The organism is Citrobacter sp. JGM124 (genome assembly GCF_018257795.1).
Classification (GTDB): Bacteria; Pseudomonadota; Gammaproteobacteria; order Enterobacterales; family Enterobacteriaceae; genus JGM124.
Map to the genome: position 1 here is coordinate 107,768 of NZ_JAERJD010000004.1, position 21,606 is coordinate 129,373.

Annotated in this window: 18 protein-coding genes; 8 read left to right on the top strand and 10 right to left on the bottom strand. The window is 46.3% G+C overall.

Features of this window, described 5'->3' with window-relative positions; genetic code table 11:
* Window positions 1–33: 33 nt before the first annotated feature.
* The 6 genes from JK154_RS06915 to rpmH all read right to left on the bottom strand — a co-directional run bounded on the left by JK154_RS06915 (window position 34) and on the right by rpmH (window position 5,179).
* The gene (locus tag JK154_RS06915) at window positions 34–765 is read right to left on the bottom strand and encodes a hypothetical protein (protein WP_211991787.1); all 732 of its coding nucleotides are present in this window, start codon (window positions 763–765) and stop codon (window positions 34–36) included.
* A gap of 600 nt (window positions 766–1,365) precedes the next feature.
* Complete coding sequence (gene mnmE / locus JK154_RS06920; RefSeq protein ID WP_211991788.1) at window positions 1,366–2,730, bottom strand: tRNA uridine-5-carboxymethylaminomethyl(34) synthesis GTPase MnmE; 1,365 nt, start codon at window positions 2,728–2,730, stop codon at window positions 1,366–1,368.
* A 62-nt stretch (window positions 2,731–2,792) separates the two neighbouring features.
* Window positions 2,793–4,439: a membrane protein insertase YidC gene (gene yidC / locus JK154_RS06925; protein ID WP_211991789.1), complete on the bottom strand. Its 1,647-nt coding sequence runs from the start codon at window positions 4,437–4,439 to the stop codon at window positions 2,793–2,795.
* 2 nt (window positions 4,440–4,441) lie between these two features.
* The gene (yidD, locus tag JK154_RS06930; RefSeq protein ID WP_211991790.1) at window positions 4,442–4,699 is read right to left on the bottom strand and encodes a membrane protein insertion efficiency factor YidD; all 258 of its coding nucleotides are present in this window, start codon (window positions 4,697–4,699) and stop codon (window positions 4,442–4,444) included.
* The gene (gene rnpA, locus JK154_RS06935) at window positions 4,663–5,022 is read right to left on the bottom strand and encodes a ribonuclease P protein component (RefSeq protein ID WP_211991791.1); all 360 of its coding nucleotides are present in this window, start codon (window positions 5,020–5,022) and stop codon (window positions 4,663–4,665) included. Before rnpA ends, yidD begins: the two co-directional genes overlap by 37 nt.
* A 16-nt stretch (window positions 5,023–5,038) precedes the next feature.
* A complete protein-coding gene (gene rpmH / locus JK154_RS06940; RefSeq protein ID WP_000831330.1) occupies window positions 5,039–5,179 on the bottom strand; it encodes a 50S ribosomal protein L34 in 141 nt (46 codons plus the stop codon).
* Window positions 5,180–5,772: 593 nt separating this feature from the next.
* Here rpmH and dnaA point away from each other — a divergent pair.
* The 4 genes from dnaA to gyrB are packed head-to-tail and all read left to right on the top strand — an operon-like array spanning window position 5,773 to window position 11,777.
* Complete coding sequence (dnaA, locus tag JK154_RS06945; protein ID WP_211991792.1) at window positions 5,773–7,155, top strand: chromosomal replication initiator protein DnaA; 1,383 nt, start codon at window positions 5,773–5,775, stop codon at window positions 7,153–7,155.
* A gap of 4 nt (window positions 7,156–7,159) precedes the next feature.
* A complete protein-coding gene (dnaN, locus tag JK154_RS06950) occupies window positions 7,160–8,260 on the top strand; it encodes a DNA polymerase III subunit beta (RefSeq protein WP_211991793.1) in 1,101 nt (366 codons plus the stop codon).
* Entirely contained in the window at window positions 8,261–9,334 is a 1,074-nt protein-coding gene (gene recF, locus JK154_RS06955; RefSeq protein WP_211991794.1) for a DNA replication/repair protein RecF, read from the top strand.
* A gap of 28 nt (window positions 9,335–9,362) precedes the next feature.
* Entirely contained in the window at window positions 9,363–11,777 is a 2,415-nt protein-coding gene (gene gyrB, locus JK154_RS06960) for a DNA topoisomerase (ATP-hydrolyzing) subunit B (protein WP_211991795.1), read from the top strand.
* 259 nt (window positions 11,778–12,036) lie between these two features.
* Here gyrB and JK154_RS06965 read toward each other — a convergent pair whose 3' ends face one another.
* Window positions 12,037–12,999 (bottom strand): hypothetical protein, encoded by a 963-nt coding sequence (locus JK154_RS06965; RefSeq protein ID WP_211991796.1) that lies wholly within the window; start codon window positions 12,997–12,999, stop codon window positions 12,037–12,039.
* 220 nt (window positions 13,000–13,219) lie between these two features.
* On the opposite strand from JK154_RS06965, the gene yidA reads away from it, so the two are divergent.
* Together yidA and JK154_RS06975 are read left to right on the top strand one after the other, a co-directional pair.
* A complete protein-coding gene (gene yidA / locus JK154_RS06970; protein ID WP_211991797.1) occupies window positions 13,220–14,032 on the top strand; it encodes a sugar-phosphatase in 813 nt (270 codons plus the stop codon).
* 41 nt (window positions 14,033–14,073) lie between these two features.
* Entirely contained in the window at window positions 14,074–15,345 is a 1,272-nt protein-coding gene (locus JK154_RS06975; RefSeq protein WP_211991982.1) for a DUF3748 domain-containing protein, read from the top strand.
* Between the two features lie 3 nt (window positions 15,346–15,348).
* Here JK154_RS06975 and JK154_RS06980 read toward each other — a convergent pair whose 3' ends face one another.
* Window positions 15,349–15,678 (bottom strand): YceK/YidQ family lipoprotein, encoded by a 330-nt coding sequence (locus JK154_RS06980; protein ID WP_211991798.1) that lies wholly within the window; start codon window positions 15,676–15,678, stop codon window positions 15,349–15,351.
* Between the two features lie 376 nt (window positions 15,679–16,054).
* Between JK154_RS06980 and JK154_RS06985 the strand changes: the two genes are divergently transcribed.
* A complete protein-coding gene (locus JK154_RS06985) occupies window positions 16,055–16,552 on the top strand; it encodes a DUF2938 domain-containing protein (protein ID WP_249215807.1) in 498 nt (165 codons plus the stop codon).
* A gap of 248 nt (window positions 16,553–16,800) precedes the next feature.
* On the opposite strand, the gene JK154_RS17810 is transcribed toward JK154_RS06985, so the two are convergent.
* Entirely contained in the window at window positions 16,801–17,637 is an 837-nt protein-coding gene (locus tag JK154_RS17810) for a DUF1722 domain-containing protein (protein ID WP_211991799.1), read from the bottom strand.
* Between the two features lie 493 nt (window positions 17,638–18,130).
* The gene (locus tag JK154_RS06995; RefSeq protein ID WP_211991800.1) at window positions 18,131–18,859 is read right to left on the bottom strand and encodes a MerR family transcriptional regulator; all 729 of its coding nucleotides are present in this window, start codon (window positions 18,857–18,859) and stop codon (window positions 18,131–18,133) included.
* A 1,385-nt stretch (window positions 18,860–20,244) separates the two neighbouring features.
* On the opposite strand from JK154_RS06995, the gene JK154_RS07005 reads away from it, so the two are divergent.
* Window positions 20,245–21,384, top strand: a complete 1,140-nt coding sequence (locus tag JK154_RS07005) for an alpha/beta fold hydrolase (RefSeq protein WP_211991802.1) — start codon at window positions 20,245–20,247, stop codon at window positions 21,382–21,384.
* The last annotated feature ends 222 nt before the right edge of the window (window positions 21,385–21,606 follow it).

Genomic DNA, 21,606 nt, shown 5'->3' on the forward strand with positions numbered 1-21,606 from the left:
GCCCTCAAATTTTATATGGATTTGAGGGCTTTTTTAACGCCGTGGAGAAAGACTGTGATACGGCATGGTCGTTAACTGCATAACCCTTGAATTGGGGCTTTGGCTCCGAGTTCGGATATCGGTCAGTCTTTGCCACTCTTGCCCTGCATTGAACATCCACAATTCCAGTTCATCCGTACCAGGAGTCGTGGCACATCCCCATACCAGAATGTCCTCCACGTCACTGACTGCTTTAATATGAGGGGCATCCTCTATCTTCAAACGCCCGGAAATGGGAAGGAGCTGTAAAGACTTGCTTGATGTTTCTGTCAGTTTCAGGATGCTTTGTCGTAGAGCACTGAGCTGGGAACGAGCTTCGTTTGGGTCAAGTTGATTGTTAGCCCAGATAATTTCATTACCGGAGTAGCCATATGGGCTGGTGTCCTGAGCATGAGGTGCAAAGTTCCCATGGAGCTTCATATCAAGGCCGCAACGCCCTTCTGGCGTCAGTAATATACCGACTATATTACCCGCGTAGGCAATACTAAAGTCAGGCATGGTGGTATCAGAAAAGTGAGGGCGCCCGGAAACAGAGAGCTCAATATCCGGCAGCCATTTAATGCCATAGAGCATGAATAACAGTTCGGCTAGCAGTGAGCGTGATGCAAGGTAGCGGGTACGGCGGTAAGGTGGCAATCGACTTGCCCAGTCGAGCGTAGCTTCATTCAAATGTGAAGAGACTGAATTGGATAACGCTATCGAGCCTCTTGCGAAGTGCACCGCCATTTGTCACTCCATGATAATGGTACAATATACATACTGATGTTCTGCACTATTGGTCACGCCCTGAGGGGTCAACTTTACCGGTTGGCGCAACATGACGTCTGATCAAATTATATACGAAAACACAATCAGAGTGATGAGTTATATGATATTTAATTCGATATGACAACTCGATAGTTGCCGTCTGAATTGTGAAAATGTGCCAAATGTTTGTCATCATAAAATGACAAAGTTATTTTTAAACATTGTCACCATTCTGTACGAAAAATCCGCATTGGAGTGAATGCTTACTTACATTTTTACATGTGAAAAATCATCAGCCAGATGTCTGTGTGGGGGATGGAACCAGGCGAACGCCATCTGTTGATTCGTGGGGCACGGTAACTGACGTTACCGTGCAGGTTTCCCACCGAGCTTTTTCTTTACGAATTCTTCAGCCTTCTGGTGCAGGCTTTGCGTCAGTATTGAGGTAAACCGCACAGGCACCTGCGTTTAGCTGTGACGTATATGCGGTGTCATACTCCATAAATCCGTCAAGTAATGGTCTGTTAAACAAGTAGTTTTATTCTAATGCTGTGATTTTATTTTTTGTATTTCAATTGGTTATTTACCAATACAAAAGCTGGAAAAAATATGGCCCAGCAGGTCGTCAGAGGTGAACTCACCAGTAATTTCACTCAGACTTTGTTGTGCAAGACGTAACTCTTCTGCCAGTAATTCACCCGCCATCGGCCCAAGCAGCTGCATTTTCCCTTGCTGCAAATGCTCTGCAGCTTGTTCAAGTGCCTGCAAGTGGCGACGGCGTGCCAGAAACCCACCTTCAAGGTGGGTTTCAAAACCCATACTCTTTTTTAGGTGAGTACGCAACATGTCCACACCTTCGCCTGTACGGGCAGAAAGACGAGCAAGCGAATACCCACTAACTTCTTCAAGGCCTGCGGGTTCTCCTGTTACATCTGTTTTATTGCGAACGACAGTCACAGGCAGGTGGGAGGGTAATCTGGCGATAAAGTCAGGCCAGATGGTCGCCGGGTCGGTAGCTGTGGTGGTCGTCCCATCGACCATAAACAGTACTCTGTCAGCATTTTCTATCTCCCCCCATGCGCGTTCAATGCCAATACGTTCCACTTCGTCACTGGCTTCTCGCAGGCCTGCAGTATCAATAATGTGCAGGGGCATACCATCAAGGTGAATATGTTCCCGCAGAACATCGCGAGTGGTTCCTGCTATATCGGTGACGATGGCGGCTTCACGCCCTGCCAGTGCATTCAACAGACTGGATTTACCCGCATTAGGACGTCCGGCGATGACCACTTTCATCCCTTCACGCAGTAAGCTACCCTGGCGAGCCTCGGCACGCACTTCGTCCAGTGAGTGTATCACCTGGTTAAGCTGGTTTTCTATTTTGCCATCAGAGAGAAAATCTATCTCTTCGTCAGGGAAATCAATCGCCGCTTCGACATAAATCCGCAGATGAATGAGTGCATCCACCAGGCTGTTGACCCGTGTGGAGAAGGCCCCTTGTAACGAATTTAACGCCGAGCGTGCAGCTTGTTCTGAACTTGCATCAATGAGGTCTGCAATGGCTTCTGCTTGTGCAAGGTCGAGCTTATCGTTCAGAAAAGCACGCTCAGAGAACTCGCCAGGGCGAGCAATACGTATGCCTGTTAAAATTAGAATACGTTTTAATAGCAGATCAAGGATAACCGGGCCGCCATGGCCTTGTAGTTCCAGCACATCCTCCCCGGTAAAAGAGTTCGGCCCAGGGAACCACAGGGCAATACCTTGATCGAGCACGCTGCCGTCTACATCACGGAATGGTAAATAGTCCGCGTAGCGGGGTTTAGGGAGCTTACCTAATACCGTCCTGGCAACTTCACAGGCAAGCGGACCGGAAATACGCAGGATACCCACGCCGCCACGTCCTGGAGCTGTGGCCTGGGCGATAATAGTGTCGTTATGGTTCATGATTTCTCTCAATAAAAAAGGCGGTCTTGATGACCGCCTTCTGTCGATATTACTTATCGTTATCAGGTCTTTTTCTTATCGCGACTGTGCAAGCCACGTTTCTCAAGACCGCGATAAATCAGCTGCTGCTGAAGGATGGTCACCAGGTTACTGACGATATAGTACAACACCAGACCAGATGGGAACCACAGGAAGAACACCGTGAAGATGACTGGCATAAAGGTCATGATCTTCTGCTGCATCGGATCGGTGACTGTAGTCGGCGACATCTTCTGGATGAAGAACATCGTGATACCCATCAGAATCGGCAGGATGTAATACGGGTCTTGTGCTGCCAGGTCATGGATCCACAGAATAAAAGGTGCCTGACGCAGTTCGACAGAGCCCATCAGCATGTAGTAGAGCGCAAGGAAGATAGGCATCTGAATAATTAACGGCAGGCAGCCACCCAATGGGTTAACTTTTTCCGTTTTGTACAGGGCCATCATTTCCTGGCTAATACGCTGTTTATCATCTCCCAGACGCTCGCGCATGGCGGCAATCTTCGGCTGTAACATACGCATTTTCGCCATAGAGGTGTACTGCGCTTTAGTCAGCGGGTACATGATTCCACGAACGATAAAGGTAATAACAATGATTGAGAAGCCCCAGTTACCAATATAAGAATGGATAAACTTAAGCAACTTAAACAGTGGCTGAGAGATAAACCACAACCAGCCATAATCTACGGCCAGGTCGAGGTGTGGTGCGACAGCTGCCATCTTGTCCTGAATTTCAGGACCCACCCATAACACACTACTCAGTTCACCATTCTGGCCAGGCTGAACCAGTTGTGGCGCTGATTTATAACCAATTGCCACCTGGTTATTGTTCAACCGGGTCGTATAGAAGTTATCGGTGCCTGAAATATGTGGGATCCAGGCGGTAGCAAAGTATTGCTGCAGCATCGCAACCCACCCACTGGTGGCATTGATGTTCAGTAACTCACCATCAGCAATATTGTCAAATTTGACTTTTTCGTATTTTGCATCAGGCGTGGAGTAGGCTGCACCACGGAAAGTGTGCAATGCAAAGTTGCTGCTGCCTGTATCACGCTCTGTTGGCAGATTAACTGATTGCTTCAGTTGCCCAAAAGTAGAAAGCTCCAGTGGCTTTTCACTCGCGTTTTTCACTTTATAGTCTACGTTTACCGCAAACTGGCCGCGTTTCAGAGTGAAGCTTTTGGTGAATTCATTGCCGGTCGCATCGGTAAAGGTCATTGGAACAACCAGCTCGTCTTGCCCATCAGCCAGAACAAAAGCATCCTGAGTGACGTTATATAATGGACGAGCACCGTTTGCTGGATTATCCGGGCCATCACGGCCAGTCAGGCCACTTTGTGCCTGATAGACAAATTGTGGGGTCGTTTCCAGTAGCTGGAACGGTTCTGTAGAGTTCAGGGTTTTTGGGTAGGTAGGCAACAACGCTTGCTCGACATCACCACCTCGGGTGTTGATGGTAAGCTCAAGAACGTCAGTTTTAACCGTAATAAGTTTTCCCTGGCCGCTGGCCAGTACACCCTGGTCTACAGTGTTACCTGTTGCGGTCGTCGTAGTCTGCGTGATTTGCTGTGCCTGAGGTTGCGGAGCATTGTCCTGCTCCCAGGCTTGCCAAATCATGAAAGACACGAACAACAAAGCGATGAGAAAAAGATTGCGTTGCGAATCCATCGTTAGTGTTCTCTGGTATCAAAAGGTCCGGGCGGAACGGGATCGTCTCCACCGGGGTTCAAAGGATGGCATTTTAGTACGCGTTTCAACGTTAACCAACTGCCTTTTAACACTCCAAACCTGCGCAATGCCTCAATTCCGTATTGAGAGCAGGTTGGGGTGAAACGACAATGTGGCCCGAGGAGCGGACTAATCAGTCGTTGGTAGCCCCTAATAAGGGCTATCAGGAACCGCGAGCCTGGCGACAATGGCGACGCCATAACTTTTCCAATGCTTCCGATAAAGCCCGGTTGTCCAGATCGGCAACCCCTTTTTTAGCCACTATCACGAAATCCATTGCCGGTAATTCGTGTTGACGCAGACGAAAGCTTTCACGTGTTAATCGTTTAATGCGATTACGTTCATGCGCTCGTTTAACGTTTTTTTTAGCGACTGTAAGACCGATGCGGGGATGCCCCAGCGAATTAAGGCGGCCGAGGATGGTGACTTGCGGCGTGCCAGCACGAACCGGCTGCTGGAAGACGAAAGTGAAATGACTGGGAGTTAACAAACGTAACTCCCTGGGAAAAGCGAGCTTAACCACTCAGGGGTTAGCTTTATTACTTAGAAACGGTCAGACGAGCACGGCCTTTAGCACGACGACGTGCCAGTACCTGACGACCATTTTTAGTTGCCATACGAGCACGGAAGCCGTGAGAACGGTTGCGCTTCAGTACGGACGGTTGAAAAGTGCGTTTCATGGCGGTTTCTACCTAAACTATTAAATTTCACTGGATTTGCGTAAAGCCTACAGGGTCTTCAAGTGACTCACGCTTCAGTGTGGCTGATTAAAGAGGCCGGATTGTAATAATTGTACACTCCGGAGTCAATTCAATTCCCACTCGGCTGTGCCTTTCAGACCCTGTAAAAAAGACTTTTTGCCGTAAAAAAATACAGCAAATTCCGCGACGGGTGAGGAATTATACGGTCTCTCGTGCAAAGCGCAAGGATCTCAAGCGATCTTCTGGCGATCATTTTCTCTTTCAAATATGAAGCAGGGAATGATGCCTTATAAATGTAACCAAATATATGTACTGGTGGATAACCGAAGACTTTACACTGAGCGCGCAAAAAAACCTGTGGATAATTCTTGAAGAATCTGTGAGAAACAGAAGATCTCTGTCGCGCTTTAGGCTATGATCCGCGGTTCCGATTGTGATCCTATGTTTACAACGGTAAAACCGCAGATAGCGGTTCGCATGCTCTCCACCGCCTGAGAGTGTGTGTCAACAATCATGAATGTATAACTTTCAATCTTCGTCTTTTTATCGATTTTGTTCGAGTGGAGTCCGCCGTGTCACTTTCGCTTTGGCAACAGTGCCTTGCCCGATTACAGGATGAGTTACCCGCCACAGAATTCAGCATGTGGATACGTCCCTTACAGGCGGAATTAAGCGATAACACGCTGGCCTTGTACGCACCAAATCGATTTGTGCTCGATTGGGTCAGAGATAAATATTTTAATAATATCAATGCGCTGTTAAACGATTTTTGCGGTACTGACGTACCATTACTGCGTTTTGAAGTTGGCAGCAAACCTGTGCTGCAAACGATGAGTGGCACCACAAATAACTCCGCCCCTGCGCAAGTGGCACGTGCCGCGGCGCCTGTTCGCCCAAGCTGGGATAATCTCCCTGCTCCAGCAGAGCCAGCCTACCGCTCGAATGTCAATCCAAAGCATACTTTCGATAATTTCGTTGAAGGTAAGTCGAATCAGCTGGCCCGTGCAGCCGCGCGGCAGGTGGCAGATAACCCCGGTGGCGCTTATAACCCATTGTTTCTGTATGGTGGTACAGGCTTGGGTAAAACTCACCTGTTACATGCGGTAGGTAATGGGATCATTGCCCGTAAACCTAATGCTAAAGTGGTCTACATGCATTCCGAACGCTTTGTGCAGGATATGGTGAAGGCACTACAAAACAATGCCATTGAAGAGTTCAAACGTTACTACCGCTCTGTGGATGCGTTGCTTATTGATGATATCCAGTTCTTTGCTAATAAAGAGCGTTCCCAGGAAGAATTTTTTCATACCTTCAATGCGCTACTGGAAGGTAATCAGCAGATTATCCTGACCTCAGATCGTTACCCCAAAGAGATCAATGGTGTTGAAGATCGCCTGAAATCTCGTTTTGGCTGGGGTCTGACTGTGGCAATAGAGCCACCAGAACTGGAAACGCGAGTTGCCATTTTGATGAAAAAAGCAGACGAGCATGATATTCGTTTGCCTGGCGAAGTGGCCTTCTTTATTGCCAAGCGTTTACGTTCCAATGTTCGTGAGCTTGAAGGGGCACTGAACCGTGTCATCGCCAATGCGAACTTTACTGGGCGGGCTATTACCATTGATTTTGTGCGTGAGGCTCTGCGGGATCTGCTGGCACTCCAGGAAAAGCTGGTTACTATCGATAATATCCAGAAAACGGTAGCAGAGTACTATAAAATCAAAGTGGCTGATCTGCTCTCTAAGCGCCGCTCTCGCTCAGTGGCGCGTCCGCGTCAAATGGCAATGGCATTGGCGAAAGAGTTAACTAACCACAGTTTGCCTGAAATCGGTGATGCTTTTGGCGGACGGGATCACACCACAGTCCTGCATGCTTGCCGTAAGATTGAGCAGCTGCGTGAAGAAAGTCATGATATCAAAGAAGATTTTTCTAACTTAATCAGAACACTATCGTCGTGATCCTATGAAATTTACCGTTGAACGTGAACATTTATTAAAACCACTACAGCAAGTCAGTGGCCCTCTTGGTGGCCGTCCGACACTGCCTATCCTGGGTAACTTGTTGCTACAGGTTGCAGATGATGCGCTCTCTTTAACCGGTACTGATCTGGAAATGGAGATGGTGGCACGCGTGGCGCTTGTCCAGCCGAGTGAGCCTGGGGCGACAACTGTACCGGCTCGTAAATTTTTCGATATTTGTCGAGGTTTACCGGAAGGGGCTGAGATAGCGGTCCAGCTGGAAGGGGATCGCATTCTGGTACGCTCCGGGCGTAGCCGCTTTTCGCTCTCAACTTTACCGGCCAGCGATTTTCCTAACCTTGACGACTGGCAGAGCGAGGTCGAGTTTAGCCTGCCACAAGCCACGATGAAGCGTTTGATCGAGGCGACCCAATTTTCGATGGCCCATCAGGATGTGCGTTACTACCTGAACGGTATGCTGTTTGAAACCGAAGGGGAAGAGCTGCGCACCGTCGCCACTGATGGTCACCGTTTGGCGGTTTGTGCAATGCCGGTGGGGCAAGCACTGCCTAATCATTCCGTTATTGTACCGCGTAAAGGTGTGATTGAACTGATGCGTATGCTGGATGGCGGTGAGAATCCGCTACATATCCAGATTGGCAGCAATAATATCCGGGCTCATGTGGGGGGCTTTATCTTCACCTCGAAACTGGTGGACGGTCGTTTCCCTGACTATCGCCGGGTATTGCCAAAAAATCCGGATAAACACCTTGAAGCGGGTTGTGACTTACTGAAACAGGCTTTTGCTCGTGCGGCTATTCTATCCAACGAAAAATTTCGTGGGGTACGCTTATATGTCAGTGAAAATCAGCTAAAAATTACCGCTAATAACCCAGAACAGGAAGAAGCGGAAGAAATTTTAGACGTCGATTACGACGGTACTGAAATGGAAATCGGTTTTAACGTGAGTTACGTATTGGATGTGTTGAACGCCCTGAAGTGTGAAAACGTCCGTATTTTACTGACTGACTCCGTATCCAGTGTACAAATCGAAGATGCAGCCAGTCAGGCGGCAGCTTATGTTGTTATGCCAATGAGACTGTAGATGTCACTGACGCGTTTGTTAGTCAAAGACTTTCGTAATATCGAAAACGCAGACCTGATACTCTCTCCTGGTTTTAATTTTCTGGTCGGTGCTAATGGTAGCGGGAAGACCAGTGTGCTGGAGGCGATTTATACGTTAGGGCACGGTCGGGCTTTTCGTAGTTTGCAAGTGAATCGAGTGATTCGCCATGAACAGGACGCATTTGTGCTGCATGGTCGGTTACAAAACGGTGAGCGAGAAACATCCGTCGGATTGACTAAAAATCGCCTTGGCGACAGCACGGTTCGTATTGATGGCAGTGACGGGCACAAAGTTGCCGATTTGGCCTTAATGATGCCGATGCAACTGATCACCCCAGAAGGTTTTACATTACTCAACGGCGGCCCCAAGTATCGTCGGGCCTTTGTTGATTGGGGCTGCTTTCATAATGAGCCGGGCTTTTTTGTTGCCTGGAGCAACCTAAAACGCCTGTTAAAACAGCGTAACGCAGCCTTACGACAAGTGACGCGTTACGAGCAACTACGCCCTTGGGATCAAGCACTTATCCCGTTGGCGGAACAAGTCAATCGTTGGCGTGCGGATTACAGTGCTGCTATTGCGGAAGATATGGCAGATACCTGTGCGCAATTTCTTCCGGAGTTTACTCTCAGTTTCTCCTTTCAGCGTGGCTGGGAGAAGGAGAGCGATTATGGTGAAATACTGGCCCGAAATTTTGAACGTGACAGAATGCTGACCTATACCGCGCTGGGCCCTCATAAAGCGGATTTTCGAATTCGTGCTGATGGTGCACCGGTGGAGGATACTTTGTCGCGTGGACAGTTGAAGCTATTGATGTGCGCCCTAAGACTGGCACAGGGTGAGTTTCTTACCCGGCAGAATGGGCGACGTTGCCTGTATCTGATAGATGATTTTGCCTCTGAACTGGATGATTCCCGGCGTGGCTTGTTGGCACACCGGTTAAAAGCCACATCATCACAGGTTTTTGTTAGCGCAATCAGCGCTGAACATGTGATGGACATGGCGGACAAAAATTCAAAGATGTTCGCAGTGGATCAGGGTAAAATAACGGATTAACCCAAGATTAAATGAGCGAGAAACGTTGATGTCGAACTCTTATGACTCCTCCAGTATCAAGGTCCTTAAGGGCCTGGATGCGGTACGTAAACGCCCGGGCATGTATATTGGCGATACGGATGACGGCACTGGCCTGCACCACATGGTATTTGAGGTCGTGGATAACGCAATCGACGAAGCACTCGCCGGTCACTGTAAAGACATTGTTGTCACTATTCATGCTGATAATTCTGTTTCTGTCACCGATGATGGCCGTGGTATTCCCACCGGTATCCACCCGGAAGAAGGTGTATCCGCCGCTGAAGTTATCATGACCGTACTCCATGCGGGGGGTAAGTTCGACGATAACTCCTACAAGGTCTCTGGTGGCCTGCATGGGGTAGGGGTTTCTGTTGTTAATGCCCTGTCTCAAAAACTGGAACTGGTCATTCGCCGTGAAGGCAAGATACATCAGCAAACCTATGTTCATGGTGTGCCACAAGCGCCTTTGAAAGCGACCGGGGATTCTGAAACCACCGGGACGCTGGTTCGCTTCTGGCCAAGCCATGAAACGTTTACCAATGTGACAGAATTTGAATATGACATTCTGGCGAAGCGTCTGCGTGAACTCTCATTTCTGAACTCTGGTGTTTCTATTCGCCTGATTGATAAACGTGACGGCAAGCAAGACCACTTTCATTACGAAGGGGGGATCAAAGCTTTTGTTGAATACCTCAACAAGAACAAAACGCCGATCCATCCGAACGTATTCTATTTCAGTACTGAAAAAGACGGTATTGGCGTCGAAATTGCCCTGCAATGGAACGATGGTTTCCAGGAAAATATTTACTGCTTTACCAACAATATTCCACAGCGTGATGGGGGGACTCACCTTGCAGGTTTCCGTGCGGCAATGACCCGTACCCTGAATGCTTATATGGATAAAGAAGGTTACAGCAAGAAAGCGAAAGTCAGCGCCACAGGTGATGATGCTCGTGAAGGTTTGATTGCGGTTGTTTCGGTGAAAGTTCCTGACCCTAAATTCTCTTCACAGACCAAAGATAAACTGGTCTCTTCAGAAGTGAAATCGGCGGTTGAACAGCAAATGAATGAGTTGCTGGGGGAATACCTGCTTGAGCATCCGGGGGATGCCAAAATCGTAGTGGGTAAAATCATTGATGCAGCCCGTGCGCGTGAAGCGGCTCGCCGCGCACGTGAAATGACGCGTCGCAAAGGGGCTCTCGACTTGGCGGGGTTACCCGGAAAACTGGCCGATTGTCAGGAACGAGATCCCGCACTGTCTGAACTTTACTTAGTGGAAGGGGACTCCGCGGGAGGTTCTGCAAAGCAAGGGCGTAACCGTAAGAACCAGGCAATTTTGCCACTGAAAGGTAAAATTCTTAACGTCGAGAAAGCGCGTTTTGACAAGATGCTCTCTTCCCAGGAAGTGGCTACTCTGATTACTGCGCTGGGCTGTGGTATTGGCCGGGATGAATACAATCCGGACAAACTGCGTTATCACCACATTATCATCATGACCGATGCTGATGTCGATGGCTCACACATTCGTACCCTGCTACTGACTTTCTTCTATCGTCAGATGCCGGAAATTGTTGAACGTGGCCATGTTTATATTGCGCAGCCTCCCTTGTATAAAGTGAAGAAGGGTAAGCAGGAGCAGTACATCAAAGATGATGAAGCCATGGATCAGTATCAGATTGCCATCGCGCTTGATGGGGCGACATTACACACCAATGCCAGCGCACCTGCATTAGCGGGAGAGCCGCTGGAGAAACTGGTTTCGGAATTCAACACCGTCCAGAAGATGATCGGGCGTATGGAACGTCGCTACCCTCGTGCTCTCTTGAATGCACTGGTTTATCACCCCGCGCTCAGTGAAGCCGACTTGAGTGATGACGCTAAAGTGGGTGAGTGGGTTTCAACCCTGATTACTTATCTTAATGAGAATGAACAGCACGGTAGCACCTGGAATTTTGACGTTCATCCTAATGCAGAGCGCAGTATTGTTGAGCCTGTTATCAGGGTGCGTACTCATGGTGTTGATACTGATTATCCACTGGAGCAAGAATTCATTTCTGGTGGTGAGTATCGCCGTATTCGCGCCCTGGGTGATAAACTGTCCGGACTGATTGAAGAAGATGCGTTTATCGAACGTGGGGAGCGTCGCCAGCCCGTTGCCAGTTTTGAACAAGCGCTGGAATGGTTAGTGAAAGAGTCTCGCCGTGGCTTGTCTGTACAGCGTTATAAAGGTCTGGGAGAAATGAACCCTGACCAGTTATGGGAAACGACTATGGATCCTGATAGCCGTCGTATGTTGCGCGTTACCGTTAAAGATGCGATTGCAGCGGATCTGCTATTCACCACATTAATGGGTGATGCGGTAGAGCCTCGTCGTGCCTTTATTGAAGAAAATGCCCTGAAAGCGGCCAATATCGACATTTAACCTTCGCTTTTCACGCGTGAAAGCACCCTGAAAGCCACTCGCTGACAGGGTGTTTTTTTATCTGATACTTGAAACTTCTGATTAGACCCGGTTGCGGTACAGGTGGAGAGTATTGGGCGACGGTGTTCGGCATGGTGGTCAGACAGTGATCGGCTTTGCGTCAGTCCGGCGGCGAAAGCTTTCGTTATTTGCCTGTCTTTGCTGTTCGAGGAAGTCGATTAAAGACAGGCAATACATGATTGAGATACGGTATTTTTAATTACCGGATCTCTTTTTCTGTTGCTAAATAATCATTTGAACTCAAATCTTTATAGGCTTGTTCAATAGACAGCGTTTCTGTTCTTTGCTGCATTTTGCTGGATACAGCACTGAGTGTCACAAGGAACTCTTTACACTGTTTTCTGTTCTCTTGAATCTGCATGCTCAGTCTTTTTAAATAGATGGCGATGATGTCTTCAGGACTGTTAATCATTGCGGCGACGAGTCTATGAGCAAGATCGTTTAACAGGTCGCTTTCATCTTCAGTGTATTTGTCACGTTCATCACTTTTCATTGATTCCAGCAAGTATTCTCTTTCTTTTTCGACATAAGAAATTAAGAATATATGATAGTCACTGTCTTTAATAATACTGGATATTTCTTGATGATATTCTGAGAAAACAATTTTCATTATCTCGACGTCGTTATCACTGGTTTTTTTAGTGACGGCGATTTTTTCCAGCAGGTCAGATATTTCTTTGGCAAAATATACATAGCTGGAGTTACTACTGTTATATGAAACCAGGACGTCTGAAATTTCTTTTTTTATCAATCTTATCGCATCGATTTGATGGCCAATTGAATAAAGGGAAGGAAAAATAGTGTATCTTAATGTTGATGCTCGCTCATAAAATGCATTCATGGTTTTTAAATTATCAGTGAATAAACTGTTTATTTCACGATAATCTATTTCACCAGCCCTGATTTTTTCAAGGAAATACTCCTCACTTATTCTGGCTGGCCTGTCTATTTTTCTTTCAATGGAAACAGCAAAGTTAACAAAGGCATTAAACGAGAGAGCCATTTCATTGGTTGCCTGGTTTATATTTTCGATAATGGTCGCGCGAGCACTGTCGATCACCCCTGCTTTACGCTCTTTCCTTTTGTTTAACCACCATGTAAAAGCCGCTGCTAAAATGGTGACACTTGTTGCTAAATCAAGCCCAACCTGGACTTTGTCCATGGAAAACATGTCATACCTCTTGTAATGGTTGCTGGTAGCCGCTTAAGTATTGTTACATTTTTAACATATAGAATATAACCCAGGGTAATCGAAATACTAATCATTTTCGAAGAGATTTTTTTTCACTTCAGGAGGTTATGGTGAGAGGTTAAACATGGCAGCTGTTTTTTTAGCAAAATCGAGTTAGCATGAAGAAAACTCACTATTTCAGGGTACGTTCATGGCTATAAAACTTATTGCACTGGATATGGACGGCACGACACTACTGCCAGACCATACTATTTCTCCTGCGGTAAAAAAAGCGATTGCTGCAGCACGTAAACAGGGTATTTATGTGGTGCTCTGTACCGGGCGTCCCTACGCAGGGGTAGGAAGCTATCTGCGAGAGCTGGAAATGGATAATTCAGAAGATTACTGTGTTACCTATAATGGTGCGCTGGTGCAGAAAGCGAGTGATGGCAGTGCAGTAATACAAACTCCGCTCAACCAGGATGACTATGTTTACCTGGAAGCGTTGTCCCGGGATGTGGGGGCACATTTTCAGGCATTGAGTCGTCATACACTTTTTACTGCCAACCGAGATATAAGCCGCTATACCGTAAAAGAGTCCATGGTGACCACTATTCCACTGGTATTTTGCGAAGCGGAAAATATGGCGCAGAACGGCCCCTTCCTGAAAGTTATGATGATTGATGAGCCAGAGGTACTGGACGCCGCGATAGCTAAAATTCCTGCAGAAGTTTTTGAGCGTTATAACTTGGTAAAAAGCTCCGAGTATTTTCTTGAAATACTGAATAAGCGTGTAAATAAAGGTACCGCAATACAGGGCATTGCTGAAAAACTGGGTATTAAATCAGAAGAAGTCATGGCTATTGGTGATCATGAAAATGATATTGCGATGATTGAATATGCCGGTATTGGCGTCGCGATGGGTAATGGCATTGAGAAAACCAAAGCGGTCAGTAACTTTATTACCAAGAGTAATCTTGAGGATGGTGTCGCTTACGCTATCGAGAAATTTGTTTTTAATTAAATTAGAACGGGTTACCACCTTTTATCACTTTTCAGGGCATCATTGTGAGCAGACAGCTGACTTTCGCTCCGCGTCATCACCAGTTAACTAATATCAATAGCTGGACCCCGGACAGTGAGTGGCTTGCCTTCGATGTGCGGCCCTCCGGTGCTTCCTTTACGGGACAGACCATTGAGCGGGTGAATGTTTTTAACGGAAATATTGATGTTGTTTATCGTGCATCCCATGGCGCACATGTTGGCGTAGTGACGGTAAATCCTCAATCTCCTGACCGCTATGTCTTTATTCATGGCCCGGAAAACCCAGATGCTCACTGGCATTACGACTTCCACCGTCGTCGTGGCGTGATCGTCTCTGCCGGGCAGGCTGTCACACTGGATGCGATGGACATGACGCCACCCTTTACTCCGGGTGCCTTACGTGGTGGGACACACGTTCATGTCTGGAGCCCTGATGGTAGCCGCCTCAGTTTTACCTACAATGATGCAGTATTGCATGAATATGATGTACGACTTGATCTACGTAATATTGGTGTGGCTTTGCCTTGTGGTCCCGTTATTACACCGAAAAAGCATCCCCGGGAATATGATGGTTCACACTTCTGCGTTCTGGTGAGCCACACGACCGCAGATCCCAAACCTGGTAGCGATGATATCCAACGGGCTTATGAAGAAGGTTGGGTGGGGGAGCAAGGTTATCTTACATCGGCAGGTCAAATGCAACGTTGGGCGCTGGCATTTATTGGTGACACGTGTTCCATCACTGGCGAAAAAGTACCCGAGTTGTTCATTGTAGACTTACCTGATGACCTTGCTTCTTTACAACAGGCTGGTGATGATCCCCTGTGCGGCACTCCGGTGACGATGCCCGCGCCCCCGAAAGGCGTCACACAGCGTCGACTGACCTTTACCAGCCAGAATCGCTATCCCGGAATTGTTAATGTACCACGTCATTGGATCCGCAGCAGCCCGGATGGTCGTGAGCTGGCATTTCTAATGCGTGATGATCATGGTGTTGTCCAGCTATGGGTGATTTCACCCAATGGAGGAGAGCCGAGGCAGGTAACTCAAGACGATCAAGGGGTACAGTCAGCGTTTAACTGGCACCCCTCCGGCAAAATGTTGGGATTTATTCAACAGGGGAGAGTTGTGCTCTGTAATACTGAAAATGGCAGCATCAGGGCATTAACCTCACCAGCGGAGGAAGAACCCTGCGCGGATGCCGTGGTATTCTCACCCGATGGAAAATACATTGCCTGGATGCAAGGGGTTAATGGCTTCCGGCAATTATTTATCACAGAGACTGAAAGCTAAAATTTAAAGTGTCTTGGCTGGTGGAATAACAGAATTAATCTTCATGTTCTGTTTTTCACTTGTTTCGACTCTTGATTTTAATGAGTTGTCTTTTCGATACATGTCCCAGGGCAACAAGACGGTATCCATCACAGCGCTGAAGGGTAAATCCAGTATGACCAAGGGTTTTACCGCCCAGCTGGTTTCCGAATCCCCCAAGGCTTGGGTGTTCGCGCGAGTACCCGGATACAGCCCCTCTTTACCGCCACTATGGGACATTAAACTTGAGCAGCCACCAAGGCAGAGAATTCCACCGCTTAACACCAAGGCTTTAAAGTAGAAATTTTTTATCATTTTCTATCATCCATAATGGCTGGTCAGCCCGAGCCAGTTTATGAAATTCTCCGCTTGAGTTTTCATCTTGCTCTATTGGCGTTGCGGAGCATTTTTATCATTTTGTGTCCTTGACAGTCTAAGTAATGAACAGGAGGACTGCAAAAAAATTGTACCTTCATCTTTGTAAAGAAGATAAATCTCTGTTTTAAGGTATTCCTTAAAGCTTCATTGCTCAAAATAAGGATAATCATTAATCGGTCTTCACTGGCTGGCCTTCCAGGGCGAGAGCGGCATCAGTACTTGGTGCTGAAAAATAACCGCGCCCCTTGACTTGAAGTTGACTTTAACTTGTAGCATGTCCTCACGTGATGATTTGCTCAAGAGAGAGGCAATAATGGTAATGTCAGAACCGTGGATTAACATCGTGTGGATAGGTATTGGTGCCACAGTAACGATGGATATCTGGGCTGTGATTCAGAAAATGCTGGGTATGCCAGTATTGAACTATGCCCTGGTGGGGCGCTGGATTGGTCACTGCTGTCGTGGGCAACTGATGCATCAAAATATCCGCCAGGCTGCAATCATCCCAGGTGAGTGTGTGTCAGGCTGGGTGATTCACTACGCCACGGGTGTGGTTTTTGCCATATTGCTAATAGAGATTCAGGGAGTGGCCTGGTTGTCTGCACCAACCTTGCTCCCCGCAGTGCTGGTTGGTGTGATAACCGTCCTGTTCCCTTTTCTTGTGATGCAGCCTGGAATGGGGGCCGGTATTGCCGCGACGCGGACCGCCACCCCCTGGAAAAACCGCCTGCGCAGCGTGGTGACACATGGGGTGTTCGGTGCTGGTCTCTATTTTTCTGCTGTGCTGATAGTATGGATAAATCATCCATAGTGATGACTGACAATCATTTATTCTGTCATAGATATTCACTGCTTTTTAAAAGGGATTTAGTTCGTTTTAAATGAATGGATAACGTGAATAATCTGTTTGATGAAAAATGATAGCGGGTTATCAGGTGATGTGGCGTTGTTATTTCGTCAGGATCAGACTGCCAAATAAAAAAAAAGACGACAATAATCATGTCGTCTTAATGGGGTAAAACGGGAGCCATTAACAGGTCAGGTCATGGCCTTCTCATTTTAATTTAAATACCAATTATTCGGGTATAACTTAAAATATTGCTGTGTCGCCAGATAACCATTGGGATACTTTGAAAGGTATCTCTTTAGTTCAGTCAGTGGAGCATTAATGGGTAAATGCCCTAAACGATAGTTATGGATAACATCACATAATTCACGGCGTTGTTCTGCGGTGATTTGACGATTAAAATATCCCTGGATGTGCATCATCGCATTGACGTGATTCTCACGAGATGCAGGCTGTTGTAATATATTCATCAGTTTTTTTCGATAAATAACGAAAAATTCTTCTAAATCCTGCCATTCGTTAATTGCGGCAACAAAAGGGCCAATTTCCCGATAACCAGGCTGATCATGAGCCAATAAAACCAGTTTGTAGCGGCTATGAAAATCTATTAACGCGTGACGGGTTAACGTTTGTTTCCTCAGATTGTTCAGTTCATGAAGTGCGGTAACACAAATGATAAAATTTTCACGAAGTACCGGATCACGTAACTGTCCATTATCTATTAATGGAAGCCAGGCATATTCTCCCTGGGTCGTTGTGCCTGACGGTGTATGCCTTGCTACCGGGAGGCGGGTTGTTAATTCGCTATTTGTTAAATCATTATCAATGATTAAACCATTCAAATTATCTGGCTTTAGCGGCCAGTCTGCTGTGGTGTAAGCAAAGCATGGGGTTGGCAAAGGGACCGTAAAAGCAGCATCAACGGCGACGGTATCCGCTGAGAAATAACCCTTACCCAGTAAACTTTGCAGGAAATTGTCATCCTGTGGTAAGCCTACCTGTAATCCCGTCAGGCTGTCACTGACTCCGATCTTTGGTTTACTTATCATGATGACATTCCTTGATGATCGTTTTCTTATTAACGGTGGATATCACGTGGGTATCGTCCGTAAGCCACCTAATTTCACTGATTTCGAGCCGTCATAACACACGGGTATGTACCTCGTTGCCCTGTCAGGAAAAAGGGTTAATGCCCTGGCTCTGCATCCTGTTTCACCGTAAAAGTGTAGAAAATAAGCCAACTGGAACCCAGTAAACTTACACAAATGAATATTATTGTCCAAGTTTTAAAATGTAAAATTTAAAATATATATTATTATCAATTGGTTATTATTAACGCTTGAGGCGAAAAAAGTATCATTCTTTGGCAGGAGAGTATTAGGGGGGAGTATCTGGTAGTACCCAGAAGTGGTGAATATCGGTCACAGGTAGGGTATTTTCCAGCCAGGCAGAGGCGCAGGAATATAACTCGCAAGGTGGCAGACCGATGGTCTCAGGAATTGGCGTGCAACTCAGGTGAAAGGGGCAAACGAGTCTGTCTATTTACAGGGAAACAATTTCAAGGGACTTAACACTATCCTGCCATTGTTGTTGCTGTTTCAGCATCGCAGTAGTCAGTTTTTCTGCGGTAACGAGGATCCAGTGACGTTCAGGAAATATATCGGGTGCCAACATGGCGGGTAAATGGGGGAGCACATCGATACGCTTACCCTGACCGGTGCGTTTAAGAGCCTCCAGCCATACTTCGCCAGGATCGGTTAAATGCCACCCACTGATAAGGTAATTACTGCCTGCAGCCCTTTTGTCACCTTCAATACAAAATGAAGTATAGGCAATAATAAGGCTATCCAGTACTTCTCTGAGCGTAATAGCCGTCGCAATATTTGCTGATATTCTTCTGCGCAGTGGGCGCAATAATTGCGTTACCAGCTCTTCACGGGGATATTCACGGCCGGAATCATAAACAGTATTTCTGGCCGCCTCGATACGTCCGTCAGTGAGTTGCTGTAGCAATTGTTCTTGCAAAAAGAGCCATTGGTTTGTGTACTCTTCTTCAGGCCTTTCAAGTAAGATTTTTACTTTACTGACTGGAACGCCTTTTTTAATCCAGTCGAGAATATTTAAAGCCTGTTGCACATCTTCATCACTATAAAGACGATGACCTCCATCAGAACGTTGTGGCTTTAGTAAGCCATAACGTCGTTGCCATGCTCGTAATGTGGTCGCATTAATACCGCAAAGTTTTGCGAACTCACCAATGGAGTAGTTCATCCGTCACCCCGTACAGGAATATTTCGCTTACTATACTACGAATAAATGAGTCTTTAGCTTCTCAGTAGATGCTGTGGCTTCAATTAGTTACCGTAAAAAACCCTCTGGGGAAGTATTTAAGCAAAATTGCTAAAATAAGTTACTGAGGGGGAGTATGACACGACTGAATGGTATTCGCAGATATATAGATTGATTTTTACTAAACAACAGATACCAGGGGCTGAGTTATTCGTTAGTGAGCTGCCTTTCTTTTTCGTAAACAAGGTAGCTGTTACTTTAAATATATTTTTGCCAGGCGGCTATTTTATCAACAGTATATCTCAAGTTACAGGTAAGATAACCGGCTTCTTGGGGTAAGAGCCGCTGCCAGTGGGGACCATCTTGTCGGCATTTATGACGGAGGTATACAGGGGATTTTTTTCCAGCGCCATAGCATGCTTTCTCACAAACATTATCGTCATTCGTTAAATACTTGTGGGAGTTCAGTAACGGTCAGAAAGTAGCTCATTGTTATTCGTGTGGCCGACATAATGATAATAACACCTGCCCGACCTGTTACGTAAACCAAACTGACATACATAGCTGTATGGCTATTGTTAATGATTCGGTCTGGACAAGTTACGATATTGTCATTTAGCCATCACTATGGGACAGTAAATATATCGTAAGTATATTTACGCACGATAAGATCTATTTTTATAAGCATTAAATGGTAAACTTTGTTCCTGAAAGGGAATTGTCCGATACAACGGGCAAAAGCACAGCATCTATTGATGTTAAATCAATATTGTTATGCTGAAGCCAGCTTGGTCATCACCTGGCGAACAAGGTATTAAAAATATGCCTTATTGGTAGTTTTACCCAAATGAAAAACTAATACCTATTTGATTAGAAAGAGTATTTAAAAGATTTTTGATCCTGTAACGATAATACGGGCATTGATAATGCTAAGGCAGGTAAACATGCATTGGATAGCTGTTGATACTTTTACTCATCCGTCTAATCACTCATTTTTCTCTATCATTATGGCGGAAAGGCGGTCACATATGATCTTGTGGTATCAATCTCAGATTGCCTTATCACAAGGGGACACTTTACATATTGATAAAAAAACCATTTCAATAAACCAAGGGGAAAGTGAGATCATCTTATTGAATACTATGCCTTTTACCAAGCATCTATGGCAGAACATTCGTATGCAAAAAGATGACGTCAGTGACATACCAAAAAAATAGTTTCATATTTAATTATTAGTTATAAATGTATGGTGTGAAGTGTTTGATATACAATGGATACCATATTTACACTGGCATTACATGTATTTGTACGACTGATAATATTATTAGTGATACATTTAATTATCATTCACATGGACAGGTTTTCTTATGAGCTACTTAAATCGACAGTTACGTTGGGTCATTCCAGTCATAGCCATCCTCTCTTCCCACACTGTTATTGCAGAAGCGAATCACACAGTGAACTCGACCGGTATTACTAAAACAGCCCTGCCAGAGTCTTTTGGCCTGATGGAAGCATCACAGCAGTATCGTATTCAATATCCTTCTACTGATGGTGTTAAAGGGTCAGGTTCACGCATTGATTCGGCGGCAGTATTCCTGCCGAAAGGGCCAACCCCACCTGGGGGATGGCCAATTGTTGCCTGGACACATGGAACGACAGGTATCGCCTATGACTGTGCACCTTCGTTGAATCCCCGGACTCCGCGTGACAGCCAATACTTAAATACCTGGTTGTCCCTGGGTTATGCGATAGTCGCCCCTGATTATGCGGGTCAAGGGTCTAAAGGGTTACACCATTACCTTAATGCCCGTGCAGAGGCCTGGAGTACACTTGATAGCGTTAAAGCAGCTCAAGAAATTTTCCCGTTAAAGAATGAAGTTATTATTGTCGGGCAATCACAAGGTGCACATGCTGCGTTTGCTACTGCGGGCTATCAGACCGAATATGCCCCTGAGCTAAAAATTAACGGTACTGTGTTAACAGGCACACCGTATTTTAATGATCAAAGTTCTGCGGCTAGCATTTTCTCATCCGTTAAGCCAGACCAAGTGGTGAAGGGAGACCCTAAGATCCCGTATATTTTCTATATCTTCTTATCTGAAGCCGCTAAGAATCCAAAACTGAAAGCAGAAGATTATTTTCAGGAAAAAGCGCTTCCACTGCTCGCCCGTGCGGATAAATTATGTATTACGCCACTGACCGAAGAGGTGATGGAGCAGAAGTTGACGGCAGAGAATAGCCTCAAACCTGCGGTTCAGAACCTGCTGGCTTCAGCCAAAAGCTCCTTACAGTACCCAACACTGAAGATAGACAGCCCGGTATTTATCGGCATTGGTGAAGCGGACATTAATGTTCCAACGGCGATGCAAAAACAGTTTGCAGAAGATGTTAAAGCAGCAGGTACTGCGGCTGAGGTTCATTTTTATCCCGGCCTTGATCACAGTGGTGCGGTGAATCCATCCCTGCGTGATTCCGTTCCCTTTGTGCTACGCCATAGTCAGTAACATATGGCCTGAGAAATCGCCTCGGTTGTTCTTCGCGACCGGGGTGGTTTCCCTCCCTTTTATCGCAGGTATGAGTGCAAAAAAGCTCCAACCATTTCAGTAAGAGCTGTACTCGCATTTTCTCTATTGAGTGGCACAGAACAGTGTTGAGGCCTGGTATTCTTCTCTATACTCGAATAATCATTATTATGCTGAATGCGCAATGAGTAACAGAGAAAAGGC